This window comes from Pseudomonas sp. MLB6B, assembly GCF_054508135.1.
On record NZ_CP199313.1, the window covers coordinates 580,175 to 604,848 of the forward strand.

Here is a 24,674-nt window from a genome sequence, read left to right on the forward strand (position 1 = left end):
CTCGAAGGCGACCAGGAGGAACAACGTGGCGAAAGACAGCTCCCAGAAGTTCATCGCGCGCAACCGTGCGCCGCGGGTGCAGATCGAATACGACGTCGAACTTTATGGCGCCGAGAAGAAGGTTCAACTGCCGTTCGTCATGGGCGTGCTGGCTGACCTCGCCGGCAAGCCGGCCGAGCCGCTGCCGGCGATCGAGGAACGCAAGTTCCTGGAGATCGATGTCGACAACTTCGACGCACGCCTCAAGGCCATGCAGCCGCGGGTGGCCTTCAACGTGCCCAACGCGCTGACCGGCGAAGGCAACCTGAGCCTGGACCTGACCTTCGAGAGCATGGACGACTTCAGCCCCGCTGCCGTGGCGCGCAAGGTCGACGCGCTGAACCAGCTGCTCGAAGCACGCACCCAACTGGCCAACCTGCTGACCTACATGGACGGCAAGACCGGCGCCGAAGACATCATTCTCAAAGCCATCAAGGACCCTGCCCTGCTGCAGGCCCTGGCCAGCGCGCCCAAGCCCGCTGACACCGAGCCCAAGGCCTGAGGAGCCCCGCCATGAACGACGCCCAGCGCGACAACCAGGCCCAGCCGGCCAGCACCGAACAGACCAGCGACTTCGCCGCCTTGCTGCTGCAGGAGTTCAAGCCCAAGACCGAACGCGCCAAGGAAGCCGTCGAGAGCGCCGTGCGCACGCTCGCCGAGCAGGCCCTGGCGCAGACCAACCTGGTTTCGGACGATGCCATCGGTTCGATCGAGCAGATCATCGCCGCCATCGACGCCAAGCTCACCGCCCAAGTCAACCAGGTCATCCACCACCCCGACTTCCAGCAGTTGGAAAGCGCCTGGCGCGGCCTGCACTACCTGGTCAACAACACCGAGAGCGACGAGCAGCTGAAGATCCGCGTGCTCAACGTGTCGAAGAAAGACCTGCACCGCACCCTGAAGAAATTCAAGGGCACCGCCTGGGACCAGAGCCCGGTGTTCAAGAAGCTCTACGAGGAAGAGTACGGCCAGTTCGGCGGCGAGCCCTATGGCTGCCTGGTGGGCGACTACTACTTCGACCAGTCGCCGCCTGACGTCGAACTGCTCGGCGAGATGGCCAAGGTCTGCGCCTCGATGCATGCGCCGTTCATCTCGGCCGCCGCACCAACCGTGCTGGGCATGGGGTCGTGGCAGGAGCTGTCCAACCCGCGCGACCTCAGCAAGATCTTCACCACGCCCGAATACGCTGGCTGGCGTTCGCTGCGCGAATCGGAAGACGCCCGCTACATCGGCCTGACCATGCCGCGTTTCCTCGCGCGTCTGCCCTACGGCGCCAAGACCGATCCGGTGGAGGCCTTCGACTTCGAGGAAGACACCGACGGCGCCGACAGCAGCAAGTACACCTGGGCCAACGCCGCCTACGCCATGGCCGTGAACATCAACCGTTCGTTCAAGCACTACGGCTGGTGCTCGCGCATCCGCGGCGTGGAATCGGGTGGCGAAGTGCAGGGTCTGCCGGCGCACACCTTCCCCACCGACGACGGTGGCGTGGACATGAAGTGCCCGACCGAGATCGCCATTTCCGACCGCCGCGAGGCGGAGCTGGCGAAGAACGGCTTCATGCCGCTGCTGCACAAGAAAAACACCGACTTCGCCGCGTTCATCGGTGCGCAGTCGCTGCAAAAGCCCGCCGAATACGACGATGCCGACGCCACCGCCAACGCCAACCTGGCGGCGCGCCTGCCGTACCTGTTCGCCACCTGCCGCTTCGCCCACTACCTCAAGTGCATCGTTCGCGACAAGGTCGGCTCGTTCAAGGAAAAGGACGAAATGCAGCGCTGGTTGCAGGACTGGATCCTCAACTACGTCGATGGCGATCCGGCGCACTCCACCGAAACCACCAAGGCCCAGCACCCGTTGGCCGCCGCCGAGGTCGTGGTCGAGGAAGTCGAGAACAACCCCGGTTACTACAACTCGCGCTTCTACCTGCGCCCGCACTACCAGCTCGAAGGGCTGACCGTGTCGCTGCGCCTGGTATCGAAGCTGCCTTCGGCCAAGGGCGCCTGAGGCATCCCCCCGGCCGGCGCGGACGACCCCGTGCCGGCCTAATGCACCCCGAGACGAAACGCTGGAGACATCATGGCAGTAGACATTTTCATCAAGATCGGTGACATCAAGGGCGAGTCCATGGACAAGACCCACAAGGACGAGATCGACGTGCTGAACTGGCACTGGGGCATGGCCCAGTCCGGCAACATGCACCTGGGCGGCGGCGGCGGTGCCGGCAAGGTGAACATCCAAGACCTGTCGCTGACCAAGTACGTCGACAAGTCCAGCCCCAACCTGATGGCGCACTGCTCCAGCGGCAAGCACATCGACAAGGTCAAGCTGACCGTGCGCAAGGCGGGCGGCGAAAGCCAGGTCGAGTACCTGATCATCAACCTGGAAGAAGTGTTGATCAGCTCGCTGAGCACCGGTGGCTCGGGCGGCGACGATCGCCTGACCGAGAACATCAGCCTGAACTTCGCCAAGGTCACGGTCGACTACCAGCCGCAAAAAGCCGATGGCAGCAAAGACGGTGGCGCAATCAAGTACGGCTGGAACGTGCGCCAGAACGTGAAGATCTGACCTTGCGGTTCGCCGCTCGCCCTGCCTGCGTAGGCGCGGGCGGCCGGCGAACCGATCCACCCGCGAAGGGCCCCACGCATACCGTCGCCCCGCCAAAGGATCTCCTCCGTGCTCACCGACCTCGCCGCGCGCGACCGCCTGCAACCCTCGCTGCTCGACCGTCTGACCGACGACGACCCCGGCAACTCGCAGGAAGCCCCCGACAAGCGCGTGCTGTCGCTGCAGCAGCTCAAGGCTTCGGTGCTGCGCGACCTGACCTGGCTGCTCAACACCACCGCTCTGCTCGGCACCGACGCCACCCTCGGCACACCCGCAGGCGCCTCGGTGCTCAACTATGGCCTGCCGGCACTGGCCGGCAACAGTGCCTCGAACATCGACATCGGCCTGCTGGAGCAGATCATCCACCAGGCCATCGTCACCTACGAACCGCGCATCCTCGCCCATACCCTGCGCGTGCGCGCCCAGGCCGCGCCCGGCGAGATGAACGCCAACGCCCTGAGCTTCGAAATCGAAGGCGACTTGTGGGCGCAACCCGCTGCCTTGCCTTTGCTGCTGCAAACCGACCTCGACCTGGAGTCGGGGCAGGTTCGGGTGGCGCCGCTGCTGCGCAGGAGGCGCGCATGAATCCACGTCTGCTGGAGCTGTACAACCAGGAGTTGCAGCACATCCGCGAGGGCGCGGCGGAGTTCGCCAAGGAATACCCCAAGATCGCCGGGCGCCTGACCCTGTCGGGCATCGACTGCGCCGACCCTTATGTGGAGCGGTTGCTCGAAGGCTTCGCCTACCTCACCGCGCGGGTGCAGCTCAAGCTCGACGCCGAGTACCCGACCTTCACCCACAACCTGCTGGAAATCGCCTACCCGCACTACCTGGCCCCGACCCCGTCGATGACCGTGGTGCAGTTGCAGACCGACCCCAACGAAGGCTCGCTCGGCGAAGGCTTCGCGTTGCCGCGCGGCAGCACCCTGCGCGCCAACCTCGGCCGCGACTCACAGACCCCGTGCGAATTCCGCAGCACCCAGGACGTCACCCTGTGGCCGCTGGAAGTGGCCCGCGCGCAGTACTTCGGCAACCCGGGCGCGGTGCTCGGCCGCCTGGCCAGCAGCGCGCCCACGGCCCGCGCCGGCCTGCGCCTGACCCTGCGCAGCGGCGCCGAAATGCCGTTCGCCAGCCTGCCGCTCACGCATCTGCCGCTGTACCTGCACGGCAACGACGAGACCCCCTACCGCCTCTACGAGCAACTGCTGGGCAACGCCTGTGCGGTGTTCGTACGCCAGCCGGGCGCCGAGTGGGTGGAGCGCCTCGACCCACGGCAGGCCCTGCGCCCGTGCGGCTTCGACGACCGCGAAGCGGCGCTGCCGGTGGTGCCGCAGGCGTTCCAGGGTTATCGGTTGTTGCAGGAATACTTCGCCCTACCGCAGCGCTTCCTGTTCGTCGATTTCGCCGGCCTGGGCGCCGCCGTGCAGCGCTGCGACGGCCATGAGCTGGAAGTGCTGGTGCTGTTCGAGCGCTTCGACGCCAGCCTGGAAAGCGGCGTCGGCAGCCAGCAGTTCGTACCCTTCTGCACCCCGGCGATCAACCTGTTCCCGCGGCGCCTGGACCGCATCCATTTGAGCGACAAGGTCAACGAGCACCACGTGGTCGCCGACCGTACCCGCCCGGTGGACTTCGAGATCCATTCCCTGCAGGAGGTCACTGGCCACGGCACCGGCCCGCAGCAACCGTTCCTGCCCTTCTACGCCGTGCGCGACCCGTCGCGCTACGGCCGTGACCAAGCCTATTACGTGGTGCGCCGCGAGCCGCGGGTGCTGTCGAGCGAGCAGCGGCGCAACGGCACGCGCTCCAGCTACGTGGGCAGCGAAACCTTCATCAGCCTGGTCGATGGCCAGCAGGCGCCCTACCGGCACGACCTGCGGCAACTGGGCCTGAGCGCGCTGTGCAGCAACCGCGACCTGCCGCTGTTCATGGCCGTGGGCGATGCGCGCAGCGACTTCAGCCTGGCCGACAGTGCGCCGGTCAGCGCCGTCCGCTGCCTGGCCGGGCCCAGCCGGCCGCGTGCCAGCCATGCCCACGACAACCGCGCCTGGCGCCTGATCAGCCAGCTGTCGCTCAACTACCTGTCGCTGACCGAGCAGGGCCAGGGTGCGGCGGCGCTGCGCGAACTGCTGCGCCTGTACGGCGACAGCCAGGACAGCGCGCTGCAATTGCAGATCGAAGGCCTGCGCGAGGTGAGCTGCACGCCCTGCACGCGGCGCCTGCCGATGCCCGGGCCGATCGTCTTCGGCCGGGGCCTGGAAATCACCCTGACCTTCGACGAGAACGCCTTCCGCGGCACCGGCGTGTTCCTGCTCGGTGCGGTGTTCGAGCGTTTCCTGACCCGCTACGTGTCGATCAACAGCTTCACCGAAACCGTACTGCGCACCACCGAGCGCGGCGAGATCATGCGCTGGGCGGCCAAGCCCGGCCGCAGGCCCACCCTGTGAGCGGCCAAACCGAACGTGCCGACGCGGCGGCCACGCTGGAGGCCATGCAGGCCGAGCCCTGGCAGTACGATTTCTTCCAGGCCCTGCGACGCCTGGAGAACGAGCACCGCCACCTGCCGCGCTTCGGTCATTCGCGGCGCCTGGCCGACGAGCCGGTGCGCCTCGGGCAGCGCCTGGACTGCGCCTTCGCCCCGGCTACCCTGGCGGCAGTGACGCCGGCCGGCGAACACGTGCCGGCGCGCCTGGAACAGTTCTTCTTCGGCCTCGGCGGCCCCAACGGCCCGCTGCCGCTGCACCTCACCGAATACGCCCGCGAACGCCAGCGCAACCATGCAGACTCCACCAGCAAGGCCTTCATGGATGTGTTCCATCACCGCCTGCTGAGCCTGTTCTACCGCGCCTGGGCCGAAGCCCGGCCGACCGTCAGCCACGACCGCCCCGAAGACGACTATTGGGCCACACGCCTGGCCGCCCTGAGCGGTCGCGGCCAACCTGCGCTGCAAGGCCAGGGCCCACTGCCGGACACCGCCAAGCTGCACTATTCCGGGCACCTGGCCGCGCAGACGCGCTACCCCGACGGCCTGTGCGGCATCCTGTCGAACTACTTCGGCGTGCCGGTGAGCCTGGAAGAATACGTCGGTCAGTGGCTGGCGCTGCCCGAACGCAGCCAGCTCGGCGTGCGCGCCAGCCGCCTGGGTACCGATCTGTGCCTGGGCCGCCACGTGTGGGACCGTCAGCACAAGTTCCGCCTGTGCCTGGGGCCGCTGACCCTGGCCCAGTATCACGCGCTGCTGCCCGGCGGCCAGGCCTTCGTCGAGCTGGTGGCCTGGGTCGCCGAGTACGTCGGCCAGGAACTGGACTGGGACGTCGAACTGACCCTGCAACGCGAACAGGTGCCGGCGCTGCGATTAGGCAGCGGTCGGCGCCTGGGTTTCGACACCTGGCTCGGCGAGGTCCGCCGCGACGCCAGCGACCTCAAGCTCGCCCACCACTACGCCACGCTGCCCGCCCCCGACACAAGGAGTCCACACCATGGGTGAAATCAGTCGCGCCGCGCTGTTCGGCAAACTCAACCCGCTCGCCTACAAGGCCATCGAGGCCGCCACGGTGTTCTGCAAGCTGCGTGGCAACCCCTATGTGGAGCTGGTGCATTGGCTGCACCAGCTACTGCAATTGCAAGACAGCGACCTGCACCGGCTGATCCGCCAGTTCGACCTGGAGCCTGCGCGCCTGGCCGCCGACCTCACCGCCGCCCTGGACCGCCTGCCGCGCGGTTCTACCTCGATCACCGACCTGTCTTCGCAGGTCGAAGAAGCGGTCGAGCGCGGCTGGGTGTACGGCAGCCTGATGTTCGGCGAAAGCCAGGTGCGCAGCGGCTACCTGCTGCTCGGCGTGCTGAAGACGCCCAGCCTGCGCAATGCCCTGCTGGGCCTTTCCGGCGAGTTCGCCAAGCTCAAGGTCGAGGCCCTGAGCGAGCGTTTCGCCGAATACGTGGGCGACTCGCCGGAAAACCACCTGACCGCCAGCGACGGCTTCAGCGCCGGTGCGCCGGGCGAAGCCAGCGGCGCCGTGGCGCCGGCCGCGCTGGGCAAGCAGGAAGCCTTGCAGCGCTACACGGTCGATCTGACCGAGCAGGCGCGCAGCGGCAAGCTCGACCCCATCGTCGGGCGCGACGAGGAGATCCGCCAGCTGGTCGACATCCTCATGCGCCGCCGGCAGAACAATCCGATCCTCACCGGCGAGGCCGGTGTGGGCAAGACCGCCGTGGTGGAAGGCTTCGCCCTGCGCATCGTCGCCGGCGACGTGCCACCGGCGCTCAAGGACGTCGAGCTGCGCAGCCTGGACGTCGGCCTGTTGCAGGCCGGGGCCAGCATGAAGGGCGAGTTCGAACAGCGCCTGCGCCAGGTGATCGAGGATGTGCAGGCTTCGCCCAAGCCGATCATCCTGTTCATCGACGAAGCCCACACCCTGGTCGGCGCCGGCGGCGCAGCCGGCACGGGCGACGCCGCCAACCTGCTCAAGCCGGCCCTGGCGCGCGGCAGCCTGCGCACGGTGGCCGCCACCACCTGGGCCGAGTACAAGCAGCACATCGAGAAGGACCCGGCCCTGACCCGCCGTTTCCAGGTGGTGCAAGTGGCCGAGCCGAGCGAAGCCAAGGCCTTGCTGATGATGCGCGGCGTGGCCTCGACCATGGAACGGCATCACCAGGTGCAGATCCTCGACGAGGCGCTGGAGGCGGCGGTCAAGCTTTCGCATCGCTACATTCCGGCGCGCCAGTTGCCCGACAAGTCGGTGAGCCTGCTAGACACCGCCTGCGCCCGCGTGGCCATCAGCCTGCATGCCGTGCCGGCCGAGGTCGACGACAGCCGCCGGCGCATCGAAGCCTTGCAGGTGGAGTTGCAGATCATCGCCCGCGAACACAGCATCGGCGTCGCCATCGGCCAGCGCCAGGCGCACACCGAGCAGGCCTTGGCCGATGAGCGAACGCGTCTGCAGCAGCTGGAACAGCGCTGGGCCGACGAGAAAGCCCTGGTCGAGCAACTGCTCGCCACCCGCGCCCAATTGCGCGAACGCTGCGGCGAGGTCGAGCAGGCCGACGACGCCTTGCGCGACACCCTGACCGACCTGCAACGGCGCCTGAGCGCGCTACAAGGCGAAACGCCGTTGATCCTGCCCATCGTCGACTACCAGGCCGTGGCCTCGGTGGTGGCCGACTGGACCGGCATTCCGGTGGGGCGCATGGCGCGCAACGAGATCGAGACCGTGCTCAACCTCGATCGCCACCTGGCCCAGCGCATCATCGGCCAGGACCATGCCCTGCAGATGATCGCCAAACGCATCCAGACTTCGCGCGCCGGGCTCGACAACCCCAACAAGCCCATCGGCGTGTTCATGCTCGCCGGCACCTCCGGCGTGGGCAAGACCGAAACCGCCCTGGCCCTGGCCGAAGCGCTGTACGGCGGCGAGCAGAACCTGATCACCATCAACATGAGCGAATTCCAGGAACCGCACACCGTCTCCACCCTCAAGGGCGCGCCACCCGGCTACGTGGGTTACGGCCAGGGTGGGGTGCTGACCGAAGCGGTACGTCGGCGCCCCTACAGCGTGGTGTTGCTCGACGAGGTGGAGAAGGCCCATCCCGATGTGCACGAGCTGTTCTTCCAGGTGTTCGACAAAGGTGTGATGGAAGACGGCGAGGGCCGCCAGATCGATTTCCGCAACACGCTGATTCTGCTCACCACCAATGCCGGCACCGACCTGCTCGCCCGGCTGTGCAAGGACCCGGCCGCCCTGCCCGACCCCGACAGCGTGGCAAGTCAGCTGCGTGGCCCCTTGCTGGAGATCTTCCCGCCCGCCTTGCTCGGCCGCCTGGTGACCATCCCCTACTACCCGCTCAGCGACGCCATGCTCAAGGCCATCACCCGCCTGCAGCTCGAACGCATCCGCGCACGGGTCGAGCACACGCACAAGGTGGCGCTCGGCTACGACGAGGCCGTGGTCGATCTGATCGTCTCGCGCTGCACCGAAACCGAGAGCGGCGGCCGGATGATCGACGCCATCCTCACCAACGGCCTGCTGCCGGACATGAGCCGCGAATTCCTCACGCGCCTGCTCGATGGCCAGCCGCTGGGCAGCGTGCACATCGGCTGCCGCGACAACGCGCTGCATTACGATTTCGGTGCGCCATGATTTCCACGCACCATGACTTTCGTGCCGCCTGACAGGACCTGACATGCTGTTCACGCAAATCACCCGCCTGGCGCAGGTCACCAGCCCCCTGGGGCCCGATGCGCTGATCCTCGCCGAGATGACCGGCAGCGAAGAGCTGGGCCGGCTGTTCGAGTTCGAGCTGCAACTGACCAGCGACGACCCGGCCATCGACCTCAACCAACTGCTCGGCAAGCCCATGTGCCTGAGCGTGCAGCTGGGCGTGGGCGCACAGCGCTACTTCCATGGCCTGGTGGCGCGTTGCAGCCAGTCGGTCGACCGCGGGCAGTTCGCCAGCTACCGCGTTACCCTGCGCCCTTGGCTGTGGCTGCTCACGCGCACCAGCGACTGCCGCATCTTCCAGAAGCAGAGCGCTCCGGCCATCGTCAAGCAGGTGTTCCGCGACCTCGGCTTCTCGGACTTCGAAGAGCAACTGAGCCGCAGCTACCGCGAGCGCGAGTACTGCGTGCAGTACCGCGAGACCAGCTTCGACTTCGTCAGCCGCCTGCTCGAAGAAGAAGGCATCTACTACTTCTTCCGCCACGAACAGGACCGCCACGTGCTGGTGCTGGCCGACGCCTATGGCGCCCATCAACGCGTGCCGGGCTACGAAACGGTGCCGTTCTTCCCGCCCGACGGCCAGCACCGCGAGCGCGACCACATCAACGATTGGTACCTGGCTCAGGAAGTCCAGTCGGGTTCGCTGGAACTGAACGACTACGACTTCCAGCGCCCCAGCGCGCGCATCAACGTGCGCTCGGCCATGCCGCGGCCCCATGAAGCTGGCGACTACCCGCTGTTCGACTACCCCGGCGAATACGAACAGGCCGAGCACGGCGAGCACTACGCACGCACGCGCCTGGAGGCCTTGCAGACCCAGCACGAACGCGTCGAGCTCAGCGGCAACGCCCGCGGCCTGGGCAGCGGCCACCTGTTCAACCTCAGCGGTTTCACCCGTGCCGACCAGAACCGCGAATACCTGGTCCTGGCCGCGCGCTACCACGTGTTCCAGGAACGCCTGGAGACCGGAGGCGGCAATGGCAGCGCGCAGTTCCACAGCAACCTCAGCTGCATCGACGCGCAGCAGAGCTTCCGCCCACTGGCCAGCACCCACCGGCCGCAGGTGCGCGGGCCGCAGACGGCCATCGTGGTGGGGCCGGCCGGCGAAGAGATCTGGACCGACCAGTACGGGCGGATCAAAGTGCATTTCTATTGGGACCGCCACGACCAGTCGAACGAGAACAGCTCGTGCTGGATTCGCGTCTCGCAGGCCTGGGCCGGCAAGAACTGGGGTTCGATGCAGATTCCGCGCATCGGCCAGGAGGTGATCGTCAGCTTCCTCGAAGGCGATCCCGACCGGCCGATCGTCACCGGTCGGGTGTACAACGCCGAGCAGACCGTGCCCTACGACCTGCCCGGCAGCGCCACCCAGAGCGGCATGAAGAGCCGTTCGAGCAAAGGCGGCTCACCGGCCAACTTCAACGAAATCCGCATGGAAGACAAAAAGGGCGAAGAGCAGCTGTACGTGCACGCCGAACGCAACATGGACAGCGTGGTGGAGCAGAACGAAACCCTGTCGGTGGGCGCCAACCGCACCCAGTCGGTGGGCCAGATGGAGCAGATCACCATCGGCGCCAGCCGCCTGCGCGCGGTACGTTTCGACGACGTGACGCTGGTCGGTGCGAGCAAGTCCGACAGCGTCGGCGTCAGTTACCTGCTGGAAGTCGGCAACGTGCTGCGCCTGGTGTGCGGCAAGAGCGTCATCGAGCTCAACGCCAGCGGGCAGATCAACATCAGTTGCGAGCAGTTCAGCTTCCACGCCAAGCAGGACGCCGAGATCAATACCGGCGGCACCCTGGACCTCAACCTCGGCGGCGAGGCGCAGACCAGCGCCGAAGGCCAGGGCGTCCAGAAAGACATCGAAACCGCAGTCAAAAGCTTGTTCCCCGACAGCGGCCAGTGACGAGACCACCCATGACCTACCGCCTCAACGAATTCCGCTTCGCCTTGCCCGATGCCGCGTGCCATGACACCAGCATCAACATCCTGCGTTTCGACACCCTGGGCACGTCGATGATCGTCAGCCGCAGCCTGTTGGGCGAAGGCGAAACCCTGCAAAGCAATTTCGAAGGCCAGCTGCAGCGTCTGCAGCAACAGGTCAAGGACCTGCGTTTGCAGCCCGTCAGCGCAATCAAAGTCGGCCAGGCCCAGGACATCGACGCCCTGGAACTGAGCAGCCAGTTCAGCAAAGGCGCGGACAAGGTTTACCAATACCAGCTGGCCCTGCTGCTGCCCGGCACGCGCAAGCTATTCGCCTTGAGCTACGTCAAGGCCCAGCCGTTGGGCGACGCCGAGGCCGCGCATTGGGCGCAGGTCAAGGGTTCGCTCGACTTCGACAACCTGGGCTGACGGGCCGCGCCGATGTCCGACGCATTCTGGGCCGCCCGTGAAGGCGATGCGCTGCTGCACACCTCGATGCTGGCCGACATCGTCGGCGGCGTCCTGGAGATCGCCGCCACCGCCGCCATCGGCGCTCTGGCCACCGCCGCCGTGGCCTCCGCCTTCGGCCTGACCGTGGCCACCGGCGGGCTGGGCTGTTTCGTGCTCGGCGCGGTGGTGGGCGTGGTGGTCGGTGTGGCGATGGCCAAGACCGGCGCCGACACCGGGCTCAGTCGATTGTGCGAGGGCATCGGCAATGCCCTGTCCCCGCCGACTGTCCAGGCCACCATCGCCACCGGCTCGCGCGACACCCACATCAACGGCAAGCCCGCCGCGCGCGCCGCCGGCATCGTGCTGGCGCCGCTCGCGCCGCTGGAGAACGAGCAGGCCGCCGCACAGGCCCAGGCCAACGCGGAAGAAGAAACCTTCCTCGACATGGCCAAAGGCTTCTTCTCGCAGCTGTGGCGCCCCACCGTCGCCAGCCCCGCGCCCAACACCCAGGAAGCCAACGACGACAAGGTCCTGTGCAGCAAGCACCCACCTATGCCGCCGCAATACCTGGCCGAAGGTTCGAGCAAGGTCATGATCAACGGCCACCCCGCCGTGCGCAGCGGCGACCGCAGCACCTGCGAGGCGGTGGTGGCGGACGGCGGGCTGGTCTCGGACAACGTGCGCATCGGCGGTGAGCCGATCGTGGTGCGCGAGATCCGCAGCGGCAAGACGCCGGGGGTAGGGCTGGCGGTGTCGGCGTTGATGCTGCTGCGCGGGCGCGGGAGCAAGTTCTTCAGCCAATTCGGCTGCATGTTGATAGGGGGAGTCGCGACTTATCTGACCGAGCAAGTTGGCACCGCACTGGTGAACGCAACGGCAGGCTCCCCCAATCCTGTACACAGCCCAACCGGAGCGAAGGTTCTTGAGGGCCCGCTTGAGCTGGACTTCACCCTGCCTACCTTGCTGCCGATCGCTTGGCAGCGGTTCTACAACAGCCGCGACGAACGCCATGGAGGGCTTCTGGGCCCTGGCTGGAGCGTTGAGTACGAGGTGTTCGTCGAGATCATCGTCGATGCTCACGGCGAGTCGTTGCGCTTTATCGACGATCAGGGGCGGATCGTAGAACTGGGCGCCATCGCACTGGGCGAAGCAGTCTTCAGCGCAGGCGAGGGCCTAAGCGTGCGCCGTGCAGTGAATGGCGAAGTGCTGATCGAGCGAACCGACGGCCTTTACCGCCTGTTCGAGCCCTCCGACTCAGATAGTCACCACCTGCGCCTGGCGCAATTGGGTGATCGCAACGACAACCGACTGCACCTCATCTATGACGGGCAGAACCGTTTGAGCGCCCTACGCGATACCCATGGCCACGTACAACTCGCACTGGACTATGTGACAGCACCTTGCTCGCGATTGAGTACCGTCAGGCGTTTGTTCGCCGACGGCAGCGAACAGATCTTGGTTCGCTATGCCTACGACGCAGCGGCAAACCTCACCCACGTATTCAATCAGATAGACGCACTCTGCCGGACCTTCGCGTATGACGATGGCTGCCGTCTCGTCGAGCACTGGCACTCGAACGGCCTGCGCTGCCATTACACGTGGATGAAAACTCAGGATGGCTGGCGTGTGAGTCGCCATTGGACTGATGAAGGCGACGAGTACCATTTCGACTATGACATCGATAACGGTATAACGCGCATCGTCGATGGCCTGAACCGCCAATCCACGTGCCGCTGGAACGAGCAGTACCAAATCACGCGTTACGAAGACCCGCTTGGACGTTGTTGGTCTTTCGAGTGGAACGATGAACGCCTGCTGCTCAGTGCCACGAACCCTGCAGGTGATCGCTGGACTTATCTGTATGACGCCTCCGGCAATCTGGTACAGACCAGCGACCCTATGGGCCGTAGCGATGCGACCGAGTGGCTGGAGCACTGGTCTCTGCCCCGCTCGGAAACGGATGCCGCCGGAAATCGTTGGACCTACGCATACGATCAGCGAGGAAACTGCATTCGCAAGGTCGACCCGTTGGGCAACGTGACGCACTTGCGCTATGACCCTCAAGGCCAGCTCATCGAGCAAGTGGACGCCAGGGGAAATCGACTGGGTTGGCAGAGAAATGAGCAGGGGCAAATCATTAGACACACTGACTGCTCAGGCGCGACTTGGCGCTACACGTACGACAAACAGGGTTTTCTCAGCAAAGTCACCGACGCTACGGGCGAGTCCACGTGCATCGAAACACGGGCTGACGGTTTGCAATTCACTGTCACCCGCCCTTTGCAACAGATCGAAGTCTTGCAATACGACGTGCGTGGCGAACTGATAAGTCATCGAGACGCTAGCGGACGGCTCCGTGAATATCACTACAACCCGCACGGGTTGCTCGCCAGACTCGTTTTGAACGGCGTTGTTCTGCATCGGTATGGGTACGACAGCTACGAACGTCTGCAATGGATGGAAAACGAGCGCTCGGAGCGTTATCAGTTCGTCTGGGACGATGCAGATCGCTTGATGAGCCAGCAGTACATCGACGGCACCCGCCATGCTTATCGCTACGACGATCTGGACAACCTACTCGAAATCACCATGCTGCCAGCGTCTGGCCATGCTGACGGGCCCATTGTGCATCGCTTCGAGCACGATGCGGGCGAACGACTGGTGGCCAGGCATACGGCTGACGGCACCACGCGTTACGAGTATGACGCGTTGGATCAGCTGACCCATGTTCGGTTCTTCGACAATGAGGGCAATTGCGAACACCTGCGCTTTGCGTTCGATGCCCTTGGCCGTGTAGTCGAGGAAGTGGCAGGCGCCGTCAGCATCGAACACGCGTTCGATGAGCTCGGAAACCTGCTGCGTACGCGGCTTCCCGATAATCGTTGGATCAATCGCCTGCGCTACGGCACTGGCCATCTTCACCAGATCAACATTGATGGCCGAGTCATTGTCGACTTCAAACGCGACCGCTTGCACCGCGAGACGACACGGACGCAAGGTGCTCTGACAGGGGTGACCGAATACGACCGATTGGGAAGACCAGTGGTCTTCAAGCAGTTTGATGTGGGTAAGGCTCACCCGTTGCCATCCGTACAGCGCATCGCATTCACTTACGACGTCAGTAACCGTCTTACGGAGCGGGCCTTCCATACAACGACCCAACATCGCACACAGCGGTATCGTTATGACCTGAGAGACTTCATCGTCAACGATCAGGCCGATCAGCGGGCAGATGAATCACTGCGCTACGACAAGGTTGGCAATCTGGTAGACAATTCGCGTGAACGTCCTGATCGACACTTGCTGACGTACCGAGGCACCACATACCGCTATGACGGTTTCGGTCGGCTGAGCGAAAAACGTAGCGCCCAATCCGGCGTACAGACGTTCAGCTACGATGCAGAACATCGGCTGGTCAAGGTCACGTCGTTGCGTGATGGGCGAACCCGGATAGTCGCCTTCCGTTATGACCCTCTCGGACGCCGCACTGAAAAGAGCGACGACGTCCTGGGAGTGGGGTCAATCGAACGCGTGCAGTTTGTCTGGGACGGATTCACGTTGTTGCAGGAAGTCCGCAATGGCCACCCCACGGTATACATCAACGAGGACTACTCGCATACGCCCATTGCCCGACTAGACGGCCAGAGCGATTTCCAAGCCATCAGGCACTACACCACGGACGTCAACGGCGCGCCCCTGCAGCTGCATGACGAAGACGGCACGCTACTCTGGTGGGGCCGCTACAGGGTGTGGGGGGAACTGCAGGAAGAAGGGTGCGCGCCCTGCTTCATAGAACAGCAGAACCTGCGTTTTCAAGGGCAATATGCCGATCGTAATACCGGGATCCACTACAACACGTTTCGTTATTACGATCCGTTGCTTGGCAGGTTTGTTACACCCGATCCAATTGGCGTATCAGGTGGCCTCAACCTTTATCACTACGCGCCCAACCCCTTGGGATGGATCGATCCCTTAGGGTGGAAAAAGAAGTGCAGCTTCCGCAAGCCCAAGCGTGTCCAAAGCAAATCGACAGGCCGCACACGACCTAGAAACCGCAACGAAGCGTTTGCCCTCGATCATGTCAAAAAACACCCAGAAAATGGTCTTGAAGTCATTGCGGCGAAAGACATCAAAGACCGCCACTTCAAAGGTAAGGGCTGGGCGAAGTGGGAACGCAAGGTGAATGGTGTCAATATTCACTACATGGCAAAAGTCGATCGCACTGGAACAATGAAAGAAGTGACAGACTTCAAGATCAAGGACTGAATATGGATTTCACGTACGACATCAGCCCTGCCGCCGAGGCGCATTGGGCGCTGTGTGAAAAAAACCATGCCCCTTACATCCAGCTCCGTCAGGCGGGAAGTACCTATTGCAATATTTTCTACGACATCACCAACCTTCGAGGTGATCTGGAGGAAATTTCCGAGCAGGTCAAACGGATCTACCTGAGCTACGTTGACTTCTGCCTCATACCCTACAGCGAGATAGAACACTTGCTGGACCAATATTACTTCTTCAACCTGTGGGTCAAGATCGAGCATGCCGAAGCCATCGCGCAACAGCTATTCCTTTACCTCAGCGCTAGAACCTGAATTTGTTCGACAGGATCACCAAAGCGATGAAGCCGGTCACCTTTTCACCCCGCTCACCTGAGCGTTCATTAGGTTAGGCGCTTGAAACGAAACAGCCCCGGCATCTACCGGGGCTGTTTACGTATCGCCTAGACGCCTATCAGAAAATGCTGATCGGGTACTCGACGAACACGCGCACTTCGTTGCCGTCGTCGTTGTAGCCGTTCTGGCGCACGCTCTCGGACGTACGCAGGATCGAGCTGCGCAGTTTCACCGAGAGGTCCTTGGCCGGGCCTTCCTGGACCACGTAGCGCACCTGGTTGAAGATCTCGCGCTCCTTGCCTTCGCCGAAGCCGTGGGTGTTGATGTTGTCGCCACGCACGTAAGCCACTTTGTAGGTCAGGCCGGGAACGCCCAGCTCGGCGAAGTTCAGGTCGTAGGACACCTGCCAGGAACGCTCGTCTTCGGCGTTGAAGTCCGACCAGTAGGAGTTGGCCAGGTAGATGCTCGAGCCGCCGTCGCCGACGCCGCCGCGGTTCTGGTACCAGCCGTAGTTGTAGCCGGTGCTGCCGGTGCTGCGCTGGTGCGCCAGGGTCAGGGCGTGCGGGCCGAAGGCCCAGGTGGCGGCCAGGCTCCAGATGGTGTTGCGGTCGCCGGTCAGGCCGGCGGCGTTGACGTAGCGGTTGTTGATGTCGCTCTTGTAGCCGTTGAAGTCCAGGGTCAGGGACTGGTCGTCGGCCAGGGGGTGTACGTAGTTCAGGCCCAGGTAGTGCTTGCGCAGCACGTCTTCGACTTGCGAGGTGTACAGCGAGCCGGTCAGGCGATCGTTGAAGTGGTAGGTGCCGCCGAGCACGTCGATCGACTTCAGGCCACCGCTGTCACGGCCTTCCATGCTCTTGCGCGCTTCCTGGGTGAAGTGGCCGGCGTTGACTTCCAGGCCTTCGATTTCCTTGGAAGTGATCAGCGTGCCGGTGAAGCTTTCCGGCAGCAGGCGGGCGTCGTCGTGTTGCAGCACCGGCAGCGACGGCATCTGGTCGCCGTATTTGAGCACGGTGTTGGAAACGCGGAACTTCACGGCGGCGCCGCCGCGCGCCAGGTTATGCGGCGAGCGGCCCGAGCCGTCCTCGCTAGGCTTGAAGAAATCGATGCCGGCGCCGCCGTTGCGGCCGCGGCCGCCGTCCAGGCGCAGCGCGTACAGGCCGAACGCATCGACGCCGACGCCGACGGTGCCTTGGGTGAACCCGGAGGAGAAGGTACCGATGAACGCTTGGCCCCACTCGGCCTGGTCGTCGCTGCCGTGTTTCTTGTCGCGGTTGATGTAGGCGTTGCGCAGCAGCACCTTGGCGTGGCTGTCTTCGACGAAGCCGGCGCTGTTGGCCTGGTCGTTGGCCTGGGCCTGGGTGGCGCCGAGCAGGGCCAGGGCGAGAAGGCTGATCCGGGTGTTGAACATGGTGTTTTCCTTAATCACGAACTCAAGACAGGCTGCGCCAGACAGGCCGGCATCGAGACCTGCGCGAAAGCGTGACAGCGCAACGAACGACAGGCTGGACCGACTCGGCCATCCATGAGGGGTGGCATCCTAGGCCAGGGTTGTCGGGAATGTCAAAAAATCGTGAAAAGCATAACTTTATAACCAGATAGCGTTATGCGGGCAGTGGATTTGAATGGGAAAACGCTTGGAAAGGGGGATTTTTCTCAAGCCGAAGATTCTGAGGGCGAGGTAGGAAGATTCGGAACAAGATGCAGGATTTAGGGAGCAACGCTTGCCTTCACCCGCCGATGATCCGCACAGCGGCGTCCTCTGGCAGCGACAGGAGTGCAGGTAAAACCTACCTTATCTGCGGTAGGCGTTTTCGCGGCGCATGCGTGAAAAGCATAACGCCGGTTACCCGTCGCTACGGGCAGCCGGCGTTGCAGGTGGCGAAACGGCTAGCGGCTCAGCGCTTCACCGGTGCCGGCTGCTGCTGCGTCAGGCAGTGGATGTTGCCGCCGCCCAGCAGCAACTCACGCCCCGGAATCACCACCACTTCGTGGTCCGGGAACAGCGCGGTGAGGATCTCCAGCGCCTTGTCGTCCGCCGGGTCGTCGAAGCGCGGGGCGATGATGCCGCCGTTGACGATCAGGAAGTTCACGTAGGAGCCGGCCAGGCGCACCGACGGATCGCGCTCCTGGCTACCGACCACGTGATCGACGCCTGCGCACTCTTCTTCGGTGGCGAACAGCGGCCCCGGAATCGGCATCTTGTGCACGATGAACGGCCGGCCCTTGGCGTCGCGGCTGTTCTCCAGCACTTGCAGGGCGGCCTGACAGCGGGGGTAGTTGGGGTTCTCGGGGTCGTCGGTCCAGGCCAGCAAAACCTCGCCGGGGCGCACGTAGCAGCAGAAGTTGTCCACATGGCCGTCGGTTTCGTCGTTGTACAGGCCGTCGGGCAGCCAGATCACCCGTTCCACCGCCAACTGTTCGGCGAGCACCGCTTCGATCTGCTCGCGGGTCAGGTGCGGGTTGCGGTTGCGGTTGAGCAGGCACTCTTCGGTGGTGATCAGCGTACCTTCGCCGTCGACGTGGATCGAGCCGCCTTCGAGCACGAAGCCTTCGGTGTGGTAGCGCTGGCAGCGCTCCATTTCCAGCACCTTGGTGGCCAGCTCCGAATCGCGGTTCCACGGCGCGTACAGGCCGCCGTCGAAGCCGCCCCAGGCGTTGAAGTCCCAGTCCACACCGCGCACTTCACCGTGGTCGTCGATGACGAAGGTCGGGCCGGTGTCGCGCACCCAGGCGTCGTCGCTGCTCATTTCCACCACACGGATGTTGGGCAGGTCGAGCTGGCGCTGGGCATTGCGGTACTGCGCGGCCGACACGGCCACGGTCACCGGCTCGAAGCGGGCGATGGCCTTGGCCAGGGCGACGTGGGCGGCCTGCGCCGGTTTGCCGCCCAGGCGCCAGTTGTCGGGGCGCTCCGGCCAGACCATCCAGACCTGGGTTTGCGGCGCCCATTCGGCAGGCATGTGGAAACCATCGGCGCGCGGCGTTGTGGTGCGGGTTTTCATGGAGTGACCTCTGCAATGCCGGCGCTTTTGGCACCGGAACGATGAGTAAAGTGAGTGACTTTATAGTCGATAAATATCCGCATTTAAAGCGTACATGTAGGTTTTTGACGAGCGGGACAAAATTAAAAATGGATTTTTATCGACCTTAACTCAAGTTGCTTCTTCTGGACTGGAGCCGGTTTCTCAAGCGTTCGATCCATTCGGTCGACGAAAACCCTCTTCCCTGTCCCGCGTCCCACACAGCAGCGATACCGCCGCCGCACCAGGCGAGGTTCGAGGTGCACAACGAAGTGGCGCATAATGGCCGCCTCTTTGACTGGCAAACCTGGCGATGATCTCCACCTCTACCCCTCCCCGTCGCCCGCGCTGGCGCAGCCTGGCCCTGCTGGCCCTGTGCCTGGCGCCGCTGCTGTGGCCCCTGCACCACTTGGCCGAGCGCTACTACCAGGACCAGCTCGCTTCGCAGAACCGCCAGACCCTCGACCTCTACGTCGCCAACCTGCTCGGTACCCTGCACCGCTACGAGACCCTGCCGCAGATCCTCAGCGAACTGCCGGCGCTGCGCGGCGTGCTCGACGACCCCTTCCGTCTGGAGTCGGTGACCAACGCCAACCGCTTGCTCAAGGAGATCGCCCAGCAGACCGGCGCCGAAGTGATGTACCTGATGGACGTCAGCGGCAATACCCTGGCCGCCTCCAACTGGGACAAGCGCGACACCTTCGTAGGCCGCAACTTCGCCTTCCGCCCGTACTTCATCGAAGCCATGCAGGGCAAACTCGGGCGCTTCTTCGGCCAGGGCACCACCTCGGCCAAGCGCGGCTACTTCTTCGCCGCCGCGGTGCGCGAACGCGGCCGGGTGGCTGGCGTGCTGGTGGTCAAGGTCGACCTGGACCACACCGAAACCTTGTGGGGCCGCACGCCTGAGCAACTGCTGCTGACCGACCAGAACGGCGTGGTGGTGCTGACCTCGCGCCCGGACTGGCGCTTCCGCGCCACGCGTCCCTTGAGCGAAGCCGAGCGCCAGGCCATCGTCGCCATCCAGCCCTACCCGACCCAGGCACCGCAGCCGCTGGTACTCAGCCCCGGCACCTGGATCAGCCAGACCCGCGACATCCGCGAGACTGGCTGGCAGGTCAGCATCCTGGCGCCGCAGCAACTGGTCGACCGCTCGGTGCAGACGGTGATGGCCATCGGTGCCGCAGCCTTGCTGGTGTTGATGCTGCTGGCCGGGCTGGTGATGCAGCGGCGGCGCCACTACATCGACCGCATCGGTTTCGAGGCGCACGCCCGGCAGGAGTTGGAAAAGCGCGTGGTCGAACGTACCGCCGCCTTGGAAGGGCTCAACACCCGGCTGAAAAGCGCGGTGCTGGAGCGCGAGAACGCCCAGCAGGAGCTGGTGCAGGCCCAGGACGAACTGGTCCAGGCCGGCAAGCTGTCGGTGCTGGGCACCATGTCGGCGAGCATCAGCCACGAACTCAACCAGCCGCTGGCGGCGATCCGCAGCTACGCCGAAAACGCCGAAGTGCTGCTCGACCACCAACGCACCGAGGATGCGCGCGGCAACCTCAAGCTGATCGGCGAGCTGACCGGGCGCATGGCCTCGATCATCGCCCACCTGCGCGCCTTCGCCCGGCGCGACCGCCACGCGCCGGAAAGCGTGGCCCTGCAACCGGCCCTGGACGATGCCCTGGCGCTACTGGCCAAACGCCGGCGGGCGATGGCGGTGGAGCTGGTGCGCGACTTGCCCGACGCCACGCTGTGGGTGCAGGCCGGGGAAACGCGACTGCGCCAGGTGCTGGGCAACCTGCTGGCCAACGCGCTCGACGCGCTCACCGAAAAGGCCAACCCGCGCACGCTGTGGTTGAGTGCCGAAACCCATGACGAGCACGTCCATCTGCTGATCCGCGACAACGGCCCGGGCTTCAGCAGCCAGGCCCTGGCCCACGCGCGCGAACCCTTCTTCACCACCAAGACGCGTACCCAGGGCCTGGGCCTGGGCCTGGCGATCTGCGACAGCCTGATGCGCACCCTGGGCGGCGAGCTGCTGCTGGCCAACCATCCCGAGGGCGGTGCGTTGCTGACCCTGCGTCTGCGCGTCGCCCCGGCGGGCGTGAACCTGCAATCTTCGGAGGACCCTTCGGCATGACCGACACGATCGACAGCCAGACCCAAGTGATCCTGGTCGACGACGACCCGCACCTGCGTCAGGCCCTGAGCCAGACCCTGGACCTGGCCGGGCTCAAGGTCACCGCGCTGAGCGACGCCCAGGGCCTGGCCGAGCGCATCGCCGCCGACTGGCCGGGGGTAGTGGTCAGCGACATCCGCATGCCGGGCATCGATGGCCTGCAACTGCTGGAGCAGTTGCATGGCCGCGACCCGGAGCTGCCGGTGCTGCTGATCACCGGCCATGGCGACGTGCCGCTGGCGGTGCAGGCCATGCGCGCCGGCGCCTACGACTTTCTGGAAAAGCCCTTCGCCAGCGACGCGTTGCTCGACAGTGTGCGGCGCGCCTTGGCCCTGCGCCGGCTGGTGCTCGACAACCGCAGCCTGCGCCTGGCCTTGAGCGACCGCCAACAGTTGTCGACGCGCCTGCTCGGCCAGTCGCCGACCATGCTGCGCCTGCACGAGCAGATCGGCGCCCTGGCCGGCACCCGCGCCGACGTGCTGATCCTTGGCGAGACCGGCGCGGGCAAGGAAGTGGTGGCGCGCGCGCTGCACGACCTGTCGAGCCGCCGCGACGGGCCGTTCGTGGCGATCAACGCCGGCGCCCTGGCCGAGTCGGTAGTCGAGAGCGAGCTGTTCGGCCATGAGCCGGGCGCCTTCACCGGCGCGCAGAAGCGGCGCATCGGCAAGTTCGAGTTCGCCAACGGCGGCACGCTGTTCCTCGACGAGATCGAGAGCATGAGCCTGGACGTACAGGTCAAGCTGCTGCGCCTGTTACAGGAACGGGCGGTCGAGCGCCTGGGCGGCAACCAGCTGATCCCGCTGGACATCCGCATCGTCGCCGCGACCAAGGAAGACCTGCGCCAGGCCGCCGACCAGGGCCGCTTCCGCGCCGACCTGTACTACCGGCTGAACGTGGCGTCGCTGCGCATCGCGCCCTTGCGCGAACGCGGCGACGACATCCTGCTGCTGTTCCAGCACTTCGCCGACGCCGCCAGCCAGCGCCACGGCCTGCCCGCCCACAGCCTGCAACCGGCACAACGGGCGATGCTGCTGCGCCACGACTGGCCGGGCAACGTGCGCGAGCTGCAGAACGCCGCCGAGCGCTTCGCCCTGGGCCTGGAACTAGCCCTGGACAACCCGCCCGCCGCGCCCGCCAGCGCCGCCCCGGTGCTGCGCAGCGGCCCGCTCAGCGAGCAGGTCGAGCAGTTCGAGCGCTCGCTGATCGCCGCCGAACTGAGCCAGCCGCACAGCTCCATGCGTAGCCTGGCAGAAGCCTTGGGCATGCCGCGCAAGACCCTGCACGACAAGCTGCGCAAACACGGCTTGAGCTTCGAAGGCAGCAGCGGCCACGACGACCACGAGGAGCCGCGCCCATGAGCCAGCCCGCGCACGACTTGCAGCAGGTGCTGCACCACGACATTCCGCTGACCCGCGACATGGGCCTGGAAGTGCTCGATTGGCAGGCCGGCGCCCTGCGCTTGCAGTTGCCGCTGGCGGCCAACCTCAACCACAAGCACACCATGTTCGGTGGCAGCCTGTACTGCGCGGCGGTGCTGGTGGGCTGGGGGTGGTTGCACCTGAAGCTGCGCGAAGCAGGCATCGGCGACGGACACATCGTCATCCAGCAAGGGCAGATCGACTACCCCCTGCCGGTGACCACGGCAGCGGTGGCCCGCTGCGAGGCGCCGGACGAGGCCTCGTGGCAGCGCTTTCTGGCGATGTACCAACGCCGCGGCCGGGCGCGGCTGACGCTGCACACCACCGTGGCCAATGCCGGCAGCGAAGCGGCGGCGGTGAACTTCACCGGGCAGTATGTGCTGCACCGTTGAGGCCGATCCGAGTCACAGTCTGTGCAGGTGGGGTGAGGGGCGGCCTTTGGGCCGGCGTTGCCGCCCATCGCGACTGATCGGAGCGCCGAACCGGCCGCTCCCGTAAAAGCTCCAACCATGTAGGAGCGGCTTTAGCCGCGATGGGCCGCAGCGCGGCCCAACAGGGGCACCGCATCAATCGCGGGTAGTTCGGGTTGCGGCCGTTGGGCCGGCGTTGCCGGCCATCGCGACTGAAGTCGCTCCTACAAAATGGATTGCCTTCAAAAATTTGTAGGAGCGGCCGGTTCGGCGCTCCGATTAGCCGCGATGGGCCGCAGCGCGGCCCTAACCGTGGCAGCGCAACTGTCCTAGTCAGTTCGGATCAGGACAACGGGCCGGCGCTCGCAGCAGCGCGCCTGGCCACAACGGCAGGCCGGCGACCCTCATACCGTCGATGCCAACCTGACCAGTGCCTCACGCCAACCTGCCGCGGCCGGCAAGGCCAGGAAGAACGGGTTGAGCAGCGATTCGCGCGCAGGGTAGGTCAAAGGCAGGCCCTCCAGCCCCAGCACCACGCCGCCGGCGCCTTCCACCACGCCCTGCGCTGCCGCTGTGTCCCACTGCGAAGTGGGCGCCAGACGCGGGTAGCAGTCGGCGCTGCCTTCGGCCAGCAGACAGAATTTCAGCGAGCTGCCGATATTGGCCAGGGTCAGCGTGCCGACCGCCTCGGACAGGCCATCGAGCAGAATCTGCTGCTGTGGGCTGCTGTGGCGGCGGCTGGCGACCACGGTGAAGCGCTCGCCCACGTCCGGCATGCTACGCACGGCGATGGGCTGCGCTTGCTCACCGGCCTCGGCGCGCCAGGCGCCGAAGGCCTGGCCGCCGAAGTAGCAGCGGCCGCTGGTGGGCATCGCGACCACGCCGAACACCACTTCGCCGCGCTCGATCAGGGCGATGTTGACGGTGAACTCTTCGCTGCCGGCGATGAATTCCTTGGTGCCGTCCAACGGATCGACCAGCCACCAGCGCTGCCAGCGCGCGCGCTCTTCCAGGGCGATGCCGCAGTCTTCCTCGGACAGCACCGGAATGTCCGGCGCCAGGGCCTTGAGGCCGTCGAGGATGACGTGGTGGGCGGCGAGGTCCGCCGCCGTGACCGGCGAATCGTCGGCCTTGGCGCTGACCGCCACATCGGCGCGCCAGAACGGCAGGATCGCCTCGCCCGCCACGCGGGCCAGCACCACGACCTTGTGCATCAGTTGGGTATCGTTCATGCGCTGAACAGTCCTCGTTGGGTGAGCAGGTCACGCACCAGGTACAGCGCCGCCAGGGCGCGGCCTTCGGAGAACTGCGGGTGGACGGCGAGCGCGGACAGCTCGCGCAGGTTGACGGTGTCGACGCGCATCGGCTCGGGCTCGTCGCCCTCCAACCGCTCCTCGAAGAGGTCGGTGGCCAGCACCACCTGGATCTTCTGGCTCATATAGCCCGGCGACAGCGACAGCTCGGTGAGGTGTTCCAGCTCGCGGGCGCCGTAACCGGCCTCTTCCTTGAGCTCGCGGTTGGCGGCGGCCAGCACGTCCTCGCCCGGCTCGATCAGGCCTTTGGGCAGTGACAGCTCGTAGGCCTCGGTGCCGCCGCAGTACTCCTCCACCAGCAACGCCCGCTCGGCGTCGAGCATCGCCACGATCATCACCGCACCACGGCCGGTGCCGCTGCCGGCCAAACGCTCATAAGTGCGCTCGACGCCGTTGCTGAAACGAAGCGCCACGGACTCGACGCGGAACAGGCGGCTGCTGGCGACGATCTCGCGGCTCAGCACGGTGGGTTTCTGGCGCATGGGAGGCTCCTTGACATGAA

18 protein-coding genes are annotated in these 24,674 nt (G+C 65.3%); 14 read left to right on the plus strand and 4 right to left on the minus strand.

Features of this window, described 5'->3' with window-relative positions:
• The first annotated feature begins 25 nt into the window (after positions 1-25).
• The 11 genes from tssB to ACSMEV_RS02475 all read left to right on the plus strand — a co-directional run bounded on the left by tssB (position 26) and on the right by ACSMEV_RS02475 (position 15,823).
• Positions 26-541 carry a type VI secretion system contractile sheath small subunit gene (gene tssB / locus ACSMEV_RS02425; protein ID WP_296266614.1) on the plus strand — a complete coding sequence of 172 codons (516 nt, stop codon included), beginning with the start codon at positions 26-28 and terminating at the stop codon, positions 539-541.
• Between the two features lie 11 nt (positions 542-552).
• Complete coding sequence (tssC, locus tag ACSMEV_RS02430; RefSeq protein WP_296266616.1) at positions 553-2,046, plus strand: type VI secretion system contractile sheath large subunit; 1,494 nt, start codon at positions 553-555, stop codon at positions 2,044-2,046.
• 72 nt (positions 2,047-2,118) lie between these two features.
• Positions 2,119-2,607, plus strand: coding sequence for an Hcp family type VI secretion system effector (locus tag ACSMEV_RS02435; protein ID WP_296266619.1), 489 nt, complete (start codon positions 2,119-2,121; stop codon positions 2,605-2,607).
• Between the two features lie 108 nt (positions 2,608-2,715).
• Entirely contained in the window at positions 2,716-3,231 is a 516-nt protein-coding gene (tssE, locus tag ACSMEV_RS02440) for a type VI secretion system baseplate subunit TssE (RefSeq protein ID WP_459207107.1), read from the plus strand.
• Entirely contained in the window at positions 3,228-5,090 is a 1,863-nt protein-coding gene (gene tssF / locus ACSMEV_RS02445) for a type VI secretion system baseplate subunit TssF (protein WP_459207108.1), read from the plus strand. The genes tssE and tssF overlap by 4 nt, the downstream gene beginning before the upstream one ends.
• Positions 5,054-6,130, plus strand: coding sequence for a type VI secretion system baseplate subunit TssG (gene tssG / locus ACSMEV_RS02450; RefSeq protein WP_459208281.1), 1,077 nt, complete (start codon positions 5,054-5,056; stop codon positions 6,128-6,130). The genes tssF and tssG overlap by 37 nt, the downstream gene beginning before the upstream one ends.
• A complete protein-coding gene (tssH, locus tag ACSMEV_RS02455) occupies positions 6,123-8,780 on the plus strand; it encodes a type VI secretion system ATPase TssH (RefSeq protein ID WP_459207109.1) in 2,658 nt (885 codons plus the stop codon). The genes tssG and tssH overlap by 8 nt, the downstream gene beginning before the upstream one ends.
• A gap of 43 nt (positions 8,781-8,823) precedes the next feature.
• Complete coding sequence (locus tag ACSMEV_RS02460) at positions 8,824-10,761, plus strand: type VI secretion system Vgr family protein (protein ID WP_459207110.1); 1,938 nt, start codon at positions 8,824-8,826, stop codon at positions 10,759-10,761.
• 11 nt (positions 10,762-10,772) lie between these two features.
• Positions 10,773-11,207 carry a DcrB-related protein gene (locus tag ACSMEV_RS02465; RefSeq protein ID WP_459207111.1) on the plus strand — a complete coding sequence of 145 codons (435 nt, stop codon included), beginning with the start codon at positions 10,773-10,775 and terminating at the stop codon, positions 11,205-11,207.
• Between the two features lie 12 nt (positions 11,208-11,219).
• Entirely contained in the window at positions 11,220-15,494 is a 4,275-nt protein-coding gene (locus ACSMEV_RS02470; protein WP_459207112.1) for an RHS repeat-associated core domain-containing protein, read from the plus strand.
• Between the two features lie 2 nt (positions 15,495-15,496).
• Positions 15,497-15,823, plus strand: coding sequence for a hypothetical protein (locus ACSMEV_RS02475; protein WP_459207113.1), 327 nt, complete (start codon positions 15,497-15,499; stop codon positions 15,821-15,823).
• 139 nt (positions 15,824-15,962) lie between these two features.
• Here ACSMEV_RS02475 and ACSMEV_RS02480 read toward each other — a convergent pair whose 3' ends face one another.
• Together ACSMEV_RS02480 and aguA are read right to left on the minus strand one after the other, a co-directional pair.
• Positions 15,963-17,252, minus strand: a complete 1,290-nt coding sequence (locus ACSMEV_RS02480) for an OprD family porin (protein ID WP_459207114.1) — start codon at positions 17,250-17,252, stop codon at positions 15,963-15,965.
• A 487-nt stretch (positions 17,253-17,739) separates the two neighbouring features.
• On the minus strand, positions 17,740-18,846 hold the full coding sequence (gene aguA, locus ACSMEV_RS02485) for an agmatine deiminase (protein WP_459207115.1): 1,107 nt from the start codon (positions 18,844-18,846) through the stop codon (positions 17,740-17,742).
• Between the two features lie 331 nt (positions 18,847-19,177).
• Between aguA and ACSMEV_RS02490 the strand changes: the two genes are divergently transcribed.
• From ACSMEV_RS02490 to ACSMEV_RS02500, 3 genes are read left to right on the plus strand one after another with little or no spacing between them, the layout of a single operon-like run.
• Complete coding sequence (locus ACSMEV_RS02490; RefSeq protein ID WP_459207116.1) at positions 19,178-20,992, plus strand: sensor histidine kinase; 1,815 nt, start codon at positions 19,178-19,180, stop codon at positions 20,990-20,992.
• Complete coding sequence (locus ACSMEV_RS02495; RefSeq protein WP_459207117.1) at positions 20,989-22,389, plus strand: sigma-54-dependent transcriptional regulator; 1,401 nt, start codon at positions 20,989-20,991, stop codon at positions 22,387-22,389. Before ACSMEV_RS02490 ends, ACSMEV_RS02495 begins: the two co-directional genes overlap by 4 nt.
• On the plus strand, positions 22,386-22,841 hold the full coding sequence (locus ACSMEV_RS02500; RefSeq protein WP_459207118.1) for a YiiD C-terminal domain-containing protein: 456 nt from the start codon (positions 22,386-22,388) through the stop codon (positions 22,839-22,841). Before ACSMEV_RS02495 ends, ACSMEV_RS02500 begins: the two co-directional genes overlap by 4 nt.
• Before the next feature lie 422 nt (positions 22,842-23,263).
• Here the strand turns inward: ACSMEV_RS02500 and cysQ are convergent, their stop codons facing one another.
• Together cysQ and nudE are read right to left on the minus strand one after the other, a co-directional pair.
• Positions 23,264-24,091: a 3'(2'),5'-bisphosphate nucleotidase CysQ gene (gene cysQ / locus ACSMEV_RS02505; protein WP_459207119.1), complete on the minus strand. Its 828-nt coding sequence runs from the start codon at positions 24,089-24,091 to the stop codon at positions 23,264-23,266.
• Complete coding sequence (nudE, locus tag ACSMEV_RS02510) at positions 24,088-24,654, minus strand: ADP compounds hydrolase NudE (protein WP_459207120.1); 567 nt, start codon at positions 24,652-24,654, stop codon at positions 24,088-24,090. Before nudE ends, cysQ begins: the two co-directional genes overlap by 4 nt.
• Between the last annotated feature and the right edge of the window lie 20 nt (positions 24,655-24,674).